At 51.5% G+C, this 14,927-nt stretch carries 16 protein-coding genes; 10 read left to right on the top strand and 6 right to left on the bottom strand.

The features are described from left to right. The first annotated feature begins 30 nt into the window (after positions 1-30). The gene (locus tag H6G07_RS16215; protein ID WP_139297067.1) at positions 31-255 is read left to right on the top strand and encodes an NfeD family protein; all 225 of its coding nucleotides are present in this window, start codon (positions 31-33) and stop codon (positions 253-255) included. On the opposite strand, the gene H6G07_RS16210 is transcribed toward H6G07_RS16215, so the two are convergent. From H6G07_RS16210 to H6G07_RS16200, 3 genes are all read right to left on the bottom strand, one after another. Then, complete coding sequence (locus H6G07_RS16210) at positions 252-968, bottom strand: cyanoexosortase B system-associated protein (protein ID WP_084173222.1); 717 nt, start codon at positions 966-968, stop codon at positions 252-254. The genes H6G07_RS16215 and H6G07_RS16210 overlap by 4 nt on opposite strands. Positions 969-998: 30 nt before the next feature. Further along, a complete protein-coding gene (gene crtB / locus H6G07_RS16205; RefSeq protein WP_073609034.1) occupies positions 999-1,883 on the bottom strand; it encodes a cyanoexosortase B in 885 nt (294 codons plus the stop codon). A 108-nt stretch (positions 1,884-1,991) separates the two neighbouring features. Further along, positions 1,992-3,188 (bottom strand): DegT/DnrJ/EryC1/StrS family aminotransferase, encoded by a 1,197-nt coding sequence (locus tag H6G07_RS16200; RefSeq protein ID WP_073609035.1) that lies wholly within the window; start codon positions 3,186-3,188, stop codon positions 1,992-1,994. Between the two features lie 220 nt (positions 3,189-3,408). Here H6G07_RS16200 and H6G07_RS16195 point away from each other — a divergent pair, with 220 nt between their 5' ends. The 5 genes from H6G07_RS16195 (at position 3,409) to fcmC (ending at position 8,507) form a co-directional block, all read left to right on the top strand. After that, positions 3,409-3,753, top strand: a complete 345-nt coding sequence (locus H6G07_RS16195; RefSeq protein WP_073609180.1) for a Dethiobiotin synthetase — start codon at positions 3,409-3,411, stop codon at positions 3,751-3,753. A 259-nt stretch (positions 3,754-4,012) separates the two neighbouring features. After that, positions 4,013-4,324, top strand: coding sequence for a co-chaperone GroES (groES, locus tag H6G07_RS16190; RefSeq protein ID WP_073609036.1), 312 nt, complete (start codon positions 4,013-4,015; stop codon positions 4,322-4,324). Between the two features lie 260 nt (positions 4,325-4,584). Next, positions 4,585-6,219, top strand: coding sequence for a chaperonin GroEL (gene groL / locus H6G07_RS16185; RefSeq protein ID WP_073609037.1), 1,635 nt, complete (start codon positions 4,585-4,587; stop codon positions 6,217-6,219). Between the two features lie 552 nt (positions 6,220-6,771). Beyond that, positions 6,772-7,902, top strand: coding sequence for a filament morphology actin-like protein FcmB (gene fcmB, locus H6G07_RS16180; protein ID WP_073609038.1), 1,131 nt, complete (start codon positions 6,772-6,774; stop codon positions 7,900-7,902). 152 nt (positions 7,903-8,054) lie between these two features. After that, positions 8,055-8,507, top strand: coding sequence for a filament morphology membrane protein FcmC (fcmC, locus tag H6G07_RS16175; protein WP_073609181.1), 453 nt, complete (start codon positions 8,055-8,057; stop codon positions 8,505-8,507). Positions 8,508-8,682: 175 nt separating this feature from the next. Here the strand turns inward: fcmC and H6G07_RS16170 are convergent, their stop codons facing one another. Continuing rightward, a complete protein-coding gene (locus H6G07_RS16170; RefSeq protein ID WP_073609039.1) occupies positions 8,683-9,045 on the bottom strand; it encodes a hypothetical protein in 363 nt (120 codons plus the stop codon). A gap of 519 nt (positions 9,046-9,564) precedes the next feature. Then, positions 9,565-9,750, bottom strand: coding sequence for a hypothetical protein (locus H6G07_RS26090; RefSeq protein WP_199312146.1), 186 nt, complete (start codon positions 9,748-9,750; stop codon positions 9,565-9,567). An 826-nt stretch (positions 9,751-10,576) separates the two neighbouring features. On the opposite strand from H6G07_RS26090, the gene H6G07_RS16160 reads away from it, so the two are divergent. Next, entirely contained in the window at positions 10,577-11,515 is a 939-nt protein-coding gene (locus H6G07_RS16160) for a hypothetical protein (RefSeq protein ID WP_073609042.1), read from the top strand. 203 nt (positions 11,516-11,718) lie between these two features. Here H6G07_RS16160 and H6G07_RS26475 read toward each other — a convergent pair whose 3' ends face one another. Then, positions 11,719-12,066 carry an REP-associated tyrosine transposase gene (locus tag H6G07_RS26475; RefSeq protein WP_242026820.1) on the bottom strand — a complete coding sequence of 116 codons (348 nt, stop codon included), beginning with the start codon at positions 12,064-12,066 and terminating at the stop codon, positions 11,719-11,721. 594 nt (positions 12,067-12,660) lie between these two features. Here H6G07_RS26475 and H6G07_RS16150 point away from each other — a divergent pair. The 3 genes from H6G07_RS16150 to H6G07_RS16140 all read left to right on the top strand — a co-directional run bounded on the left by H6G07_RS16150 (position 12,661) and on the right by H6G07_RS16140 (position 14,852). After that, entirely contained in the window at positions 12,661-13,437 is a 777-nt protein-coding gene (locus H6G07_RS16150; protein ID WP_139297068.1) for a hypothetical protein, read from the top strand. Between the two features lie 199 nt (positions 13,438-13,636). After that, positions 13,637-14,062, top strand: a complete 426-nt coding sequence (locus tag H6G07_RS27115) for a GFA family protein (protein ID WP_073609043.1) — start codon at positions 13,637-13,639, stop codon at positions 14,060-14,062. 247 nt (positions 14,063-14,309) lie between these two features. Then, positions 14,310-14,852, top strand: coding sequence for a YrhB domain-containing protein (locus tag H6G07_RS16140; protein ID WP_073609044.1), 543 nt, complete (start codon positions 14,310-14,312; stop codon positions 14,850-14,852). Positions 14,853-14,927 lie beyond the last annotated feature (75 nt).

Here is a 14,927-nt window from a genome sequence, read left to right as displayed (position 1 = left end):
AGCGAGGGGAGAAAAGGAGGCACATTTGCCATGACTATCTTAAATACACCAATCAGAGCCATGCTAGAAGGCAAATTTTATCCCGGCGTTGGGGTGATTCACTCTGTGGAGCAGCCGGGTTCGGAGTGGGTCGTGCGCGTCAACGGCGTGTATTGGACAGCTCGCGCTGCCCTGGCAAGCTACAGCTTTCAGGCTGGCGACGCCATTCGCCCAATCGATCGCCAGGGCAACACCCTGCTAATTGAACCTGCCTAAGCGTTGAAGACAGCGGCGGTGATCTGTTGCTGAATTAGCCCGGTTAAGTTTTCAGCCAGGGGTTGGTAGGCATCCATTGTGCCCAACGGCTCCATGGGCAGCAGCAGACTCACCGCCACCCAGGGGGTGAGTTGGCGCTGGGTGAGCTGAGACCACTGGTTGGCCCAAAACCAGTGGCTGGGCGACGGATGGCCGCCGCTGGGCAGGGCATACCACTGCACGATCGCAAAGCTTTGGCGATCGCCCCAGGCCCGAAAAAACCTGGCCTCTACCGGCCCAGTCTGGGCAGAGGTAACCTTGAGCCTGCGCCGCGACTCAATACGCCATTTTTGCGACCCGGCCAGATCGATCCACTCTAGCTGAGGCTGGTTGCTGTGCCAAGGCTGGGGGTGCAGCAACACCGCAAACTGCTGCACCGGGGCTGATTGGGCCTCAGGGGAATCTGCCCGATACTCCGCCAATGTCCAGGTTTGGCGGTTGATCGGGACGGGCTCAACGGTGGTTTGCTGCCAGCCGGGCAGAGCCAACCCTTCTTTTTGCAGGGCGCGGAGCTGATCGATCTGGGCGACCTGGGGGCTGTTGGCCCAGGGCCACTGCCCGTTCAGGTAGGCAGGCAAAATCGCCATCCCCGCCAGAGCAGCAAGCACAGCCACCAAAGCTAAGTTGACCCAGCGGCTGGGGAGCAGGCTAACAGACGAAGGTCGAGGGGTCATAGAAGCGATCGCATTCCACAAACAACAGATCTACACCGACGATGACGGCGACTGCACCGCCAGATTGAGGCGATCGGGCACCCGATCTTGAATCAGCCGCAGCAGCAAAATGATAGTGAGCAACATTAGGGCCGAGTAGAGGTCACCGCCCCAGCTCTCGTGCAGCCAATCAAACGCGCCATCGCGCCCCGTGCCGTGGAAGTAACTCAAAAACGTGTTGCGGAGAATGTTGCCCACCACGCTAATGGCCACCGTTCCGCCAACGAAGAGGACGGTTCTCAGTCGCGATGTGTAGGCCCCAGTCCAGTAGGCCAGCATCAGGGCGACGTAGAGGCTGGTAAACAGCATCTTAAGCCCGGCGCAGTGGGGGGCAACCTCTACTGTTTGACCATTCACGAACAGGTAAATAGTCTCGACCGTCACCGGAACGCCGAGCTGCACCAGCAAGAACCCCGCCACCGACGCAATCAACCGCTGCAAAGGCAAAATGTAAGGCTCAATTAGGTAGGGCAGCTGGTTTGGCGTGGCCAGCGCCACCAAAATGAGAGAAATCGCTTGCAAACGCAGCCCCGCAATCGATTTCAAGCTCAGACACAGCCCCACTAGCATCACTGGCAGCGATAGATTCATCCAGTCAGGCAGATGGGTGAGGTACATCAGAGCCGCCAGCCCTACCAACCCTAGACCCAGAGGATGACAGCGATTGGGCAATTCAGCCCAGGCCTGGCGCTTACCCCAGGCGATATAGGCGGCAAAGGGCAGCCCCAACAGCCCATGGCTAAAGTACTCGTGCTGAATGCTGATGGACTTGTTTAGCCACCCATCGACCCAGTGGAGCAGCAGCGGCCCGTAGAGGATAGCCAGGAGCGCGGCGATCGCCCAGGGGGGAGTGAGGTAGCGGCGGAGGGAGGGCATGGGGGAGGTGGGGAGGATGAGGGAGGTGGGGAGTTTTGAGTGTTTGGTTTTGAATTTTGAGTTCTGGCTTTAATTCAAAACTCAAAATTCAAAACTTAAAACTTTTCTTCACCCATTCACGGCTTGCAAAACACCGACAGATCTAGCGGCGGTGACTGCTTCAACCATAGCGTCTACGACGTAATCGACCTGCTCTAGAGTCATGCCGGGGTACATCGGTAAGGAGAGAATCTCTTGGCTGAGGGCTTCGGCTTGAGGGAAGCTGCCGAGGCCATAGCCGAGGGCGCTAAAGGCGGGTTGCAGGTGGCAGGGGATGGGGTAGTGGATGCCGGTTTGAATGCCAGCGGTGGTGAATTGGGTCTGGAGATTGGCACGGCTGATGGGGCAGGTGTCGGTGATGCGCACCACGTAGAGGTGGTAGACATGGCCGGGGCCAGCGCCGTTGCCTATGGGAAGGATGCCGTGCTCAACCAGGGGGGCGAGGCGGCGATCGTAGTGTTGGGCGATCGCATATCTCGCCCGATTCCACCCTGCCAGGTGGGGTAATTTGACGTTGAGCACGGCGGCTTGCAGGGTGTCTAACCGGCTGTTGGTACCCAGGGGTTCGGTGTGGTAGTACTTGCTGGTGGCTCCGTAGTTGCGTAGCGATCGCGCCATCCCCGCAATCAACTGATCGCCGGTGACAAACATGCCACCGTCGCCTAAAGCGCCGAGATTCTTGCTGGGGTAAAAGCTAAAGGCAGCCCCAAGGCCGATGCTACCAGCGGTGTAGCCCTCGCGCTGGGCCAGGTGGGCCTGAGCCGCATCTTCAAAAATAATCAGCCGGTGGCGGTGGGCCAGATCCAGCAATCCCTGGGGCGAGACCATTTGGCCATAGAGGTGGACGGGCACAATGGCACGGGTGCGGGGGGTAATGGCGCGCGCGGCAGCGTCGAGATCGATCAGGGCGGTGGCGCGATCGCAGTCTACAAACACAGGCGTTGCCCCCGATCGCAGCACCCCCATCAGCGTCGCCACAAAGGTGTTGGCGGGCAAAATCACCTCATCGCCGGGGGCAACGCCGCAGGCAATCAGACCCAGGGCGATCGCGTCGGTGCCGCAGCCTACCCCGACGCCAAACTGAGTACCGCAGGCCAAAGCAAAGTTCGCCTCAAAATCGGCCAAGGCCTGGCCTAGCACAAAGTCTCCCTGGATGATGACGGCATTAATTACCCCCTGAATGGCCTCCTGCAACGGCCCATGCTGCCAGGTCAAATCGACAAAAGGAACCGCCAAAGGAGCTGCCAGTGGAGAAGGGATGGTCATACGCACCTGTGTAGGTTTGGGTGAACAACGGGCGATCGCCAGTTACGCTCAGCTTGCCCGCATACTGTGACGCCTTATCAACTGAAGGAAGACACCGTTCTACAGTTCCATGCTGCTGAAATCCGACCAGACGGTAAACTGGGGCAAACTTAGCGTCGACTCAGCCGCAACCATCAGCACACGCGGGGCTAAATCACCCTATTCAGCTACCGTTAACCCTATGGATTTTGAAACCTCTCGCGAATTTGTCGTCCGCCAAACCCTTGGCACCAGCGAAGACCTGCCCGATACCTTTATCGCCTGTCTACGCCAGGGCAAACCACCCGTGCCGGGGCAGGTCACCTCTCTGCTGCTCGCCCTCAAAGCGCTGTTTGAAGGCCTCAAGAACGAACCCACCCTCGATCGCACCCTCACCAAAGCCCTTTTCATCCTCTCCTATGAGAGCCGCCAGCTCTACGCCCAGGGGCAAAAAACCGGAGTCACCTGGCCACCGCTGCTTGACGAAGACCTGGGGCGGATTGGGAAAGCGGCGCAGTCGATTGTGTTTGGGGAATGGCAGGGGTGAGTGGGGAGTGGATGGGTAAGGGGTGGATGGGTGGATGGGCGACCCGGTCCCATGACTCTTTTGCCGGTTTACGCCTTCACTTCGTTAAACTCATCCACCCATCCACCCCTAACTCCCCACCTTTAAGTTCGGCAAACCACACCTCCCAGAGAATTGCGGAGAGAACTTTCTGGCGGCTAAATTAGCACTCAGGATGCGCGAGTGCTAACGCATTCTGAATTACTCAAACGTCTACTAAGCAAACCTTTGGAGGTACGTTATGGCCGCAGTCACCCTGAGTGTGTCTACTGTGAAGCCTCTGGGCGATCGCATTTTGGTCAAAGTCAGCGAAGCCGAAGAAAAAACTGCTGGCGGCATTTTGCTACCCGACACCGCTAAGGAAAAGCCCCAGGTGGGCGAAGTGGTGCAGGTCGGCCCCGGCAAGCGCGATGACAACGGCTCGTTCCAGCCGGTGGAAGTCAAGGTCGGCGACAAGGTGCTCTACTCCAAGTACGCCGGTACCGACATCAAGCTTGGCACTGATGACTACGTGCTGCTGCGCGAGTCCGACATTCTGGCTGCCCTCGGCTAAGTCAATTTTGGATTTGCGATTTTGGCTAGGTAGGGTGGGCAGTGCCCACCATTCACCGGAGCGATCGCAGCTCAACCCGTAAGGTGCATCCGCGCTAGCAATGCACCGCCCGGAAAGCACCTCAAGGCGATGTCTCATCCACTCGAAACATCCCTGCAAAACAAACCTGGTGCGTTACGGCTTTGCCTAACACACCCTACAAACTTCAACTAAACGCAGTTAGTCAACAATTCACCTTTTGTTGGGAGGATTATTTACCAATGGCTAAAACGATCACCTACAACGAAGATGCCCGTCGCGCCCTGGAGCGTGGCTTCGACATTTTGGCTGAAGCCGTGGCCGTTACCCTCGGCCCCAAAGGCCGCAACGTGGTGCTCGAGAAAAAGTACGGCGCGCCCCAAATCGTCAACGACGGCATCACCATCGCCAAAGAAATTGAGCTAGACGATCATATTGAAAATACCGCTGTGTCGCTGCTGCGCCAGGCGGCCTCTAAAACTAACGACGCCGCTGGTGACGGCACCACCACCGCTACGGTGCTGGGCCATGCGATCGTCAAAGAAGGCCTACGCAACGTCGCCGCTGGGGCCAATGCCATTTCGCTGAAGCGCGGCATCGACAAAGCCACCGCCTTTCTGGTTGAGAAAATTGCCGAGCACGCTCGTCCCGTCGGTGACTCCAAGTCCATCGCCCAGGTCGGTGCTATCTCCGCTGGCAACGACGACGAAGTTGGCCAAATGATTGCCAACGCCATGGATAAAGTCGGTCGCGAAGGCGTCATCTCCCTAGAAGAAGGCAAGTCGATGACCACCGAACTGGAGGTCACCGAAGGGATGCGCTTCGACAAGGGCTACCTGTCGCCCTACTTCGTCACCGACACCGAGCGCATGGAAGCAGTGCTCGATGAGCCCTACATTCTGATCACCGACAAAAAAATTGCCCTGGTGCAGGATCTAGTGCCCGTGTTAGAGCAAGTGGCCCGCTCCGGCAAGCCCCTGATGATCATCGCTGAGGACATTGAGAAAGAGGCCCTGGCTACCCTGGTCGTGAACCGCATGCGCGGTGTGCTGAACGTGGCGGCGGTGAAAGCGCCTGGGTTTGGCGATCGCCGCAAAGCCATGCTCGAAGACATCGCCGTGCTCACCGGCGGCCAAGTAATCTCTGAAGACACCGGCCTCAAGCTCGACAACGTGAAGGTTGACATGCTGGGCAGCGCCCGTCGCCTCACCATCACCAAAGACACCACCACCGTCGTCGCTGAAGGCAACGAGCAGCAGGTCAAGGCTCGCTGCGAGCAGATCCGTCGCCAGATCGAGGAGACCGACTCGACCTACGACAAAGAGAAGCTGCAAGAGCGCTTGGCTAAGCTCTCCGGCGGTGTGGCTGTAATCAAGGTCGGTGCCGCCACCGAAACCGAGATGAAAGACCGCAAGCTGCGCCTCGAAGACGCCATCAACGCCACCAAAGCGGCGGTTGAAGAAGGCATCGTCCCTGGCGGCGGCACCACTCTGGCTCACCTGGCCCCTCAGCTCGAAGCTTGGGCCAGCGACAACCTCAGCGGCGAAGAGCTGCTGGGTGCCCAAATCGTCACCCGCGCCCTCACCGCCCCCCTTAGCCGCATTGCTGAGAATGCGGGCTTCAACGGTGCTGTCATCGTTGAGCAGGTGAAGGAGAAGGACTTCAACATCGGTTACGACGCGGCCAACAACCAGTTTGTCGACATGTTCGAGGCTGGCATTGTTGACCCCGCTAAGGTGACCCGATCTGGCCTGCAAAACGCGGCCTCGATCGCCTCGATGGTGCTGACCACCGAGTGCATCGTGGTCGATAAGCCCGAGCCTAAGGCTCCTGCCGCTGGCGCAGGCGCTGGCATGGGCGGCGACTTCGACTACTAAATCTGTTAAGGCAGCCCGTATTGGGTCTGCTTTGAGGTAAACAAAAAGAGTCTCGGTTAATTGCATTAGCCGGGACTCTTTTTTATCGAGAGAAACTATGCTTGCCCAGGCTCGCTCAAACCTCAGATTTATTTTAGATTTGTCGAAGCTGTGAACTAATTAATGTATACAAGGTATTGGTAGAATCATCAGTTTTGCTTATTCTGTCACCGGATAGATGTTTGCAGAGATTGAGCAAATAGGCATAGAACATAGAGATTATAGGCCTTAACGGAGAATCTCTGTGATCTTTTTGACCTGTTGATGATAGAGGTTACTGACAAGCAGGCTATATACAAAGTTGTTTAGATGCTTGGTATTTTAATACTAAAGTGCTGCTTTTAAAAGAAAAACTTTTTCTGGAACACTTTGTCGATTTAGGAGTCTTGGACAGTTAGCCATCAAGTCTAAAACCTGATCCCCGTCAAAGTCCTTAGAGGTCTTTGACTTAGCTTTGCTGCGGGGGTGTGAGGTTGGTGGTTTTTGTGATGATCGATAAAGGGTTCAGAATCAATGACCATGTCACAAGCTGCTTCTATACCGATGAACCAGACCTCGCCCGTGAGAACCACAGGCGACGCCGCAGCACCTAAGGAAAACATTGTGTCGTCCAAATCCATTCTCAGTGTTGATTTGGGGCGCACCTCTACAAAAACTTCTATCAGCCGTGATCCGAATGGTGTTGTCTTCATTCCGGCGAATGTCAAACACTTGTCGATAGAACAGGTGCAGGGAGGCGCGTTCGAGGCCCGTGCAACGGATCCTCTATCTGACATTTGGATGGTTTATCAGGGCAGCGGCTATGCCATGGGACAGCTCGCAGAAGATTTTGGTGCGAATTTAGGGGTTGGCCAGTCTAAAGTCAACGATGCTTTGGTCAAGGTCTTGGCCTGTGTCGGTTACTTTCAAATGCGAGATGAGATCTCGGTAGTTTTGGGACTGCCCTATCATTCTCAAGATCAGTTTGAGCGCGAGAAAGAGCAGCTAATGAGCTTGCTGTTGGGGCCTCATGTGATGAGCTATCGGGGTGAACCGATCACTATCACCATCAATAAGGTTTGGGTCATGCCCGAAGGGTATGGCAGCATTCTCTGGAATGAGGTGCAAGAGAAGAAAGACATCAACATTGACTTTACTAAGCTGCCGGTTGCGATCGTGGATATTGGGCATCAAACCACAGACTGCATCATGGTTGATAACTTCAGATTTGCGCGTGGCGTTTCTAGAAGTGAAGCATTTGCCATGAGCCAGTTTTATGAGCAGGTCGCATCTCAAATTGAGGGAGCCGATAGCCAGTCTTTGGCGTTAATCGCGGCTGTAAACCAGCCTAAAGGGGAGCGCTTCTACCGTCCGCGGGGAGCCAATCGGCCCACTAACTTAGACGATATCTTGCCTAACCTCAAAGAGAATTTTTCTCGGGAGATGTGCAACCGACTGTTGGCCTGGCTGCCGGAGCGGGTTACAGATGTCATTCTCACGGGTGGTGGCGGCGAGTTCTTTTGGGAAGATATTCAGCGCTTGCTGAAAGAGGCCAAGATCAATGCCCACCTCGCTACGCCGAGCCGTCAGGCTAATGCCCTAGGGCAGTATATTTATGGAGAAGCCCAGGTGGCAGGAGCCCGTGCGGCCCGTGCGACAGCTTAGGCTTTTTGATTTGGGCGTTAGCCGTGCCTAATCTCTTCCTAATCGAATGTTGATTTTGCTTGCTGGAATGAGTGTTTTAGGAAAGCAAACTCTGCGTCGATTGGGAAGGGATTTTGACCAGTGGGTGGCACCATGGTTTCAGGATGAGAATGATGGTATTGAAGTGGTTACGCCAGACGAAGAAGTTGGTTCTTTTTCGTCAAAGTGAGCTTGATCAACATCTATTAGCGGCTATAAAGGCTGAGCTAGATAGACAGCCGGGCTTGAGTTTTAGCGGCCTGTGCAAAGAAGCGCTCCACCAGCTTTTGCTGAGTAATCACTCTTACCCTAGTCAACCATCAACAGACAAACGCATCGAGAGCCTTGAGGCTCAGCTGCTCAGTGTAGAGCAGCGTTTTTTTGCCCAAGAGAAAAACCGATTAGAGCGGTTGGAGGCTCAACTGGCGCAGTTGTCTCTTCAGGTGGTTCATCTGGCTGGCTCTGGTTCTGCTGTCCCAAGTTTTCCCCAGCCAGTCTCAGACGATGTGCACTACGCAGAAGAAGTTGAAGAGGTGCCTGAAGATCCCGTTTTGGCTCGCCTGAGTGGCTTAATTGATGATTTTTAGCCCCTGCATGGTGCATGGCTTTGCGTTGGCGGAGCCTCGCCTGAGCGTTATGCACCCTACTACAAGACCCAAAAAGTTAAGCTTGACGCTGCACTATGTTAAACCCAAAGAACCCCGGCTTTTTGAAGAAGTCGGGGTTCTTTGATTAGCAAGGCTAAAGCGGGAGCACCAGTCGTTAAGCCGCTGTGCGGCGACGGGGACGTTTGCGATCGGATTTTTTCTTATAGCCGACCGACTGGGCTTCGTGGCTGTCGGGGCCAAATGTACCTCGTACGTTTGCTTTCATGGCCATTACGCCATTGTGGAATTCCCACTCGGCTTGGCGTGCTTCGTCGGCAGCCGCTTTGGCTAGGGCCAGCATTTCGGTTTCTTTTTGCTGCTTGGCCTGCATGGCTTTTAGATTAGCTTGCAGCACCTCGGCGGAAGCTTCTGGGCGACGGGCGGTGTACTCTCGGACGGCGGCAAGCCCTTCGTATGCCTCGATGTCTTGCAGTATGGAGCGGGTTGGTAGACGGCGGCTGGTATCAACAATAGCCATGATAGTTACCTCATTATGTTTAGGAGTTTGATGTTTTTTGAGTTTTTGGCCTTGAGGCCAGATTTTCAGGAATTTTGGGCCGTAGAGCTGCAAGTTCAACTCTTTGATCGGTACGGCGTAGTCTCATGAGGTAATGCTGCCCGGTGAATTTGCGATCGCACCAGAAACAGGAGGTTTTTGCCAAACCTCGGTCAAATGGCGGAGTGAAACTAGCCAACGCAGGGCAGAGGGATTGCTGTAGCCTGCACAGAGCTAAGTTGTGGAGTGAAATTATCAAACAGATGTGCCAGTTTAACGAGCACAGGGCTGTGTTTAACGATCAGCGAGTGATGATCGCTAAACAGCTATGCCAGTTTGCTAAACAGCTGTGCCAGTTTAACGATCACAGGGCTGTGTTTAACGATCACAGGGCGCTGATCGTTAAACAGCTGTGCCAGTTTGCGTTTAGCGACCGGGTGCCTGTTGTCTTGACCCAAGACGTTGCTAGCAACAGCAGGCACTCGGTCTCTTTGGGAGCTGCTACTCAATGAGTAGGGTCTTGGTCATGATCACCATCCATTGGTTGGGGTGGTCGGTTGCTGCGGCACTGCTCGGTGGCACGGGGATGGGATCGCTCCAGTCGTTGGGGTTGGCGTAGCCGAGGGAGTGGAGGATTTTGATGGTGCGATCGATGGCGGCCAAACTGCCATAGAGCAGGTGGCGCACTTTCTCGGGGTTTAGGGACCGGGTCCCTTTGTTAATAGCTCCAGACCTGGGTGGCAGCGGCAGGGACCCGGTCCCTGGATCAACCTCAGACTCATCATGATCGCTAGGTTCGAGATATTCAAACATCGGTTCTGTTTCCTTTTTTGGTTGCGGTGAGCAAGCCCTGCCCCCGCAAGGGGTGGAAGGGTGAGGAAAACAGAACGCGAAAACCCTAGCCACCCGCAGTTGAAGTGCAAACTGGAGTGACTAGGGTACGATCTCCCTAGCCTCGCAATCTGCCCGTTAGATTTGCGGGGTTAGCTGTCGGTTGGTGTTAGCCGCACCTTCCGGCAGCGCCAAAGTTTTCGAGTTCTGTGTGGCAACCGCTCTGGTCGAACGGCTTAGTGGATGAGTGTACTAGTGCAAAAGCAACTCGTCAACCGTAGTGAAAAGGCGTGAGGAGAATCGCTTTCCTTCTTTGACCAATTAGGGGACTGCGGTACTGGCATTAGCAAATGCTGGATAAACCCTAATTTGGGGATATTATCCAGCACTTTTGACGGACAATACCCCCAATCTCCCTGCTTAAGCCTCAAACCTACTGAATAAAACCCCGAAACGCCAGGCTTATCCAGCAGATTTGATGTTTAATTTCTTAAGAACCGGGTGTTATCCCGCAGATCTAACAGATAATGCCGATTGTGGAGGGTCTCATCCAGCGAATATGACACTTAATATATAACTAGACAGACAAGTTGAAAGGTAATTTAAGGAATCTGCATTGCAGAGTTCTGATGCATGTGTAGTTATCTTTGTTAATATTCAAACACAGTTCCGATGTTAGTTTATGCAAGAAAAATATACATACCCAGTTCTTGGTCTTTTTATTGGCGCTATTGTTAATGTTATTCTCAACTTGATTGCTGCGGCTATTCAGCAGCGAGCGATTAGTGAGAAATTTAATGATCGAACGATTTTATGGATGGTTCTATTCGCGATTGTTGGTTTGCTAGCTGGGTATTGGTTAAGTCTCAAGACAGAAAGTCCAAACATTTTAGGTTACAGAGGTGGCATTAAAGCTAAGGGTGTAACAAGCCGAGAAGGAAGATTTGTGGCAGATGAGAGAACTGGACAAGGTATTGATGCAGAAAACATTAGAGCTAGAGATGATGTAATTTTGTCCAGTAGCAACGCACAAGAAGATCTTCCTTCAAACACTTCTGGAATGAATCCTACAAGTGGTCTAGCTGCTCAAGCGTTAAATGCAGGTGGCAATATCACAATTCAACAGTTTGTCGGTAATCAAGCTACTCTTATTGAACAATTTGCTTTCTTTTCACAACAAATTGGTATTACCAATCCAAAACAGGCTTATGCTAACTCTCAATTTGAAGCTTACTGTAACGTTTGGAAAAGTTTACAAGCATTAAGATTAGCTGGAGATGACCTATGGGAGCGTGCAAGTGAAGATAATCTTCTTAACTTTGCTAATCAACTGAGATCCGCAAAGCAGACAGCTCACGAAGGTGAAATTTTCTTTGAGGAAGAAGATCTTAGCCATTTAAACGTGGTACTACGCGCCTTCAGTCAGTTTCGGCTAGGCAAAACTCGTTTAGTAAACATTCGTTCAAAACAAGGCTTGGAAGAAATTGTTGATGATTTCGGGATCGAAAATTTTGAAGAAGAAGTTGATTGGCAGATAAGAGAGAATCACAAATACAAGCTGGAATATGAAAAGATTTTGAATGAAATCAGAAAATCGTTTAACGGGAAACTGTCGCGCTAAATACATTCAAGAGACAAAAGCGCGATCGCAGATCTCCTGTAGGTTGGGTTGAGCCAGCGAAACCCAACAATTCCAGTTGAACAAAATGAAAACCTAACTCAGTCGAGGATATGTTGGGTTTCACCGAGCCTCAACACCAACCTACAGATTGATCTGGACGCGCTAGTTGGGTTAGCTGCGAAACCCAACAATTCTAAAAAATTTTATTCCCAACCCACTGTGTCTTGAAAAGTGATTTCTCTACCAGCTCCCCAATCGTTTGGGTAAACCCCCTGCTCAACATAACGACGGAAGCTCGAATAAGGCCAGTTACAAGGGGCATCTACTAACTGGTGACTCACTAGATTGTAATGAATATAATCAACATGCCGTTCAAAGTCTCCTTCATTACGAATCTGGTGTTCCCAAAATCGCCGTTGCCAGATAGCCTGTTCCTGTTTCTTCAAACGAGCTAACGAGCGATAACATTTGTGTTTTTCTGGGCAATGCCGACTGAAGTAAGTTTTGACCAGCCGCCAGCGCATAGAGAAATTAGCGTCGTCTTCGGGCAATGTCCAAATACATGGGGATGATCGGGTAAAAGGACAATGGCATTAATGTCAAAAGAGTAGCGCTGTTTGACAGTGTAAAAGGCGTGTCAAAGAAGCTGAATAGTTGCGTCGGTTTTAAATAGGTGCTGGCGATTGAAAGTAACGACAGTGAAAAAATAAGTGGCACCAGCCGTTTTGGCACGACGGTATTGCATAGGAATTGCCCATCGGGAATAAACCTAGGATAGGCAGGTGGGGTGCTAAATTAACGGTGAGTGTTGGGTTTCGCTAGCTCAACCCAACCTACTAACTGGATGGCGCTCAGCAGAATCCAACAAAGCCTAGTTTGGTGTCGGGTTTCACTCCGTTTCACCCAACCTACCTTTTCATGCCCAACTTAACTCATACTTAGACCGCTAAAGACTTTGATTGAAAGAGTGCTTGAAGATAATCTCTCAGCAGTCTGTGTTAAGTAGTTGCAAAGTTATCTATTAAACAATATTTCAGAATTGCTGATGAAGAAAGTTTGAAGATAAGTTGAAATTATACACAAGTTTCTGTAGATGGAGGTCAAACTTGTGTTTAAGTAAGAGTCGCTATGCCATTTACATCGCCATGCCATCTACTTTCTATAGAATTGGAACAAAATACTACGGAAAGAGAGATCTGTTAGAAGACGGATCGTTTATCACAACTGAATGGTTCGTCCTAATCGATATACCGATTATCCCCTTAGGTTCTTTTAGAGTAGTTCCTATCGGAAGTTCGTTAAATATCGTGGTTTTTAAGGCGAGCGAGTATCTCGTCACAAGAGTACCTCTAAATTGGCGGCAAGTGAGAAATGTCTATATTGTCGCCATTGCTCTTTTAGGTGCGTTGTTTGGAGTAGTCGAATTGCTTATAAGGATAGTTCCTAGTTCAAGTCCCTCAGTACCAACGCTGTCTCAGACAGCTCCTTCTTCACCAAGCCCACCATCTGTTGTTCGCCCGGCTGTTGCAGATAATGGATCTTCTTTTCCATCAACGTCAGATTACATAGATGGATATTCACAGGAATTTACAGACGGTTATTCATCTCTAACCGTTGACAATTCAAAAAATGACTCAGACGTATTTATAAAGTTATTTTCCCTTGATACTCCCTCTCCAAGACCAGTACGAGTCTTCTTTGTCCGTGCTAAGGACGTATTTACGGTTGAGAACATAAGAGCAGGGAATTTTGAAGTTAGATATCGTGATCTAAATTCAGGAGCTTTTTTACGTACCGATGCGTTTAATCTTGAGGAGGTGCCAACAGAGAGTGAGATTCAGTTTAGTAGATTAACGTTAGCTCTATACAATGTGAGCAGTAGTAACGTGCAGATGCACACGATTTCAGAAGAAGATTTCTAGGTGCTTGCAGTCTAACAATTCGTTTTGGTTGGACTATGAAGCGCGATCGCAGATCTTCTGTGGGTTAGGTTGACGAAGGAAACCCAACAATCTCAGCAGCAGATGTTGGTTTTTCTCCTAAGGGAGATGCTTCACAAATGCTAGCTCAACCCAAACCTACTAACTAAATTTCACAGAGAGCCAAGCAAAGAGGTCTTTTATGAATGTTCCATTTTCAGGCGGCTGCGCTTGCGGTGCCATACGCTACGAGTGTCACAGTGCGCCTTTGGCAATGCTGAATTGTCATTGCAGTGATTGCCAACTATCCAGCGGAGCACCGTTCGCATCTGGCGTAGTCGTATCAACAAAATCCATCAAAGTCACCGGCTCACCAAAAGAATATTCTGTTCGCGCGTCAAGTGGCGCTCAGACCACACGAAGCTTCTGCTCGAACTGCGGTAGTCCCTTGTTCACAACCGGCGAAGCGATGCCAGATTTCATATCCATACGCTTTACAACATTTGACGACCAAAGCGATTTCTCCCCTGCGCTAGACATTTGGACATCAAGCGCGGCCCCTTGGGTTTGCCTGAATGAGGAATTGCCACACTTTTCGCAATCGCCCTCCCCAGGCGCACAAGTATAACGGTATGTACATGGGTTCGTCCGATGGGCTGAACCAAATTGAATGCGATCGCAGATCTCTTGTAGGTTAGGTTGACGAAGCAAACCCAACAATCTCAGCGGCAGGTGTTGAGTTTCTCCTCAAGGAGACGCTGAGCGCAAAACACACCCTACGCGATCGCGATCGCTAGCTCAACCCAATCTATTAACTGATACTTTATACATAGTCGCGTTGCTTGCCCGCGGCTCAGTTGCATATCATAGGAATTATGATTACGTTTGAAGAAGCCAAGCAAATTGCACTCAACAAAATAGGATCAGACTGCGCTTTGTTCGAGGATGCAACCATCGAGAAGCCATATGGCTGGTATTTCTATTATCAAAGCAAAGCTTATTTTGCATCTGGCGACTGGGACGACGGGCTCATCGGAAATAATGGGTTCTTTGTCGAGCGAGAAGATGGACGAGTGCTTGAATTCGGCTCAGGTTATGGTTTAGAGCGTGATTTCGCCGCCTATGAGGCTGGCTTCAAATCTCACTTCCATGATCTAACAATAATATCGGTGTCTGACAAAAAGCAGACCATTCGCTTGCTGCACAAGCTCGATATGATTTACGTTATTCCTGAGTATGCGCATGGGGCCGTTTGGAAGATCCCGCAAAAATTCACTAAGTCTCAAATTAGGTCTTTAATGAGCTCGTTTCCCCGTACTTTTTACGCTCAAGATTTCTATCCCAAAATCGAGGTATTTGCAGAGATAGATGCCACCGGCTGCTGTAAATATGCGCTACGAGAACATCCGACAGAATAATTAGACAAGCAACACAATAAATCATTGTACCCGACTGTCTATCTTTAGGCTTACATACCTGCCTCTGGCCCTCTC

The organism is Phormidium tenue FACHB-1052 (genome assembly GCF_014696675.1).
Taxonomy (GTDB): domain Bacteria; phylum Cyanobacteriota; class Cyanobacteriia; order Phormidesmidales; family Phormidesmidaceae; genus Nodosilinea; species Nodosilinea tenuis_A.
Note: the sequence above shows the minus strand (reverse complement) of the source record. Positions and strands in the feature narration are given on the sequence as shown.

Bases quoted from the DNA above. Each gene is read 5' to 3' on its own strand.
- H6G07_RS16215 (WP_139297067.1), top strand. From the start codon at position 31: ATGACTATCTTAAATACACCAATCAGAGCCATGCTAGAAGGCAAATTT.
- H6G07_RS16210 (WP_084173222.1), bottom strand. From the start codon at position 968: ATGACCCCTCGACCTTCGTCTGTTAGCCTGCTCCCCAGCCGCTGGGTC.
- crtB (WP_073609034.1), bottom strand. From the start codon at position 1,883: ATGCCCTCCCTCCGCCGCTACCTCACTCCCCCCTGGGCGATCGCCGCG.
- H6G07_RS16200 (WP_073609035.1), bottom strand. From the start codon at position 3,188: ATGACCATCCCTTCTCCACTGGCAGCTCCTTTGGCGGTTCCTTTTGTC.
- H6G07_RS16195 (WP_073609180.1), top strand. From the start codon at position 3,409: ATGGATTTTGAAACCTCTCGCGAATTTGTCGTCCGCCAAACCCTTGGC.
- groES (WP_073609036.1), top strand. From the start codon at position 4,013: ATGGCCGCAGTCACCCTGAGTGTGTCTACTGTGAAGCCTCTGGGCGAT.
- groL (WP_073609037.1), top strand. From the start codon at position 4,585: ATGGCTAAAACGATCACCTACAACGAAGATGCCCGTCGCGCCCTGGAG.
- fcmB (WP_073609038.1), top strand. From the start codon at position 6,772: ATGACCATGTCACAAGCTGCTTCTATACCGATGAACCAGACCTCGCCC.
- fcmC (WP_073609181.1), top strand. From the start codon at position 8,055: ATGGTATTGAAGTGGTTACGCCAGACGAAGAAGTTGGTTCTTTTTCGT.
- H6G07_RS16170 (WP_073609039.1), bottom strand. From the start codon at position 9,045: ATGGCTATTGTTGATACCAGCCGCCGTCTACCAACCCGCTCCATACTG.
- H6G07_RS16160 (WP_073609042.1), top strand. From the start codon at position 10,577: ATGCAAGAAAAATATACATACCCAGTTCTTGGTCTTTTTATTGGCGCT.
- H6G07_RS16150 (WP_139297068.1), top strand. From the start codon at position 12,661: ATGCCATCTACTTTCTATAGAATTGGAACAAAATACTACGGAAAGAGA.
- H6G07_RS27115 (WP_073609043.1), top strand. From the start codon at position 13,637: ATGAATGTTCCATTTTCAGGCGGCTGCGCTTGCGGTGCCATACGCTAC.
- H6G07_RS16140 (WP_073609044.1), top strand. From the start codon at position 14,310: ATGATTACGTTTGAAGAAGCCAAGCAAATTGCACTCAACAAAATAGGA.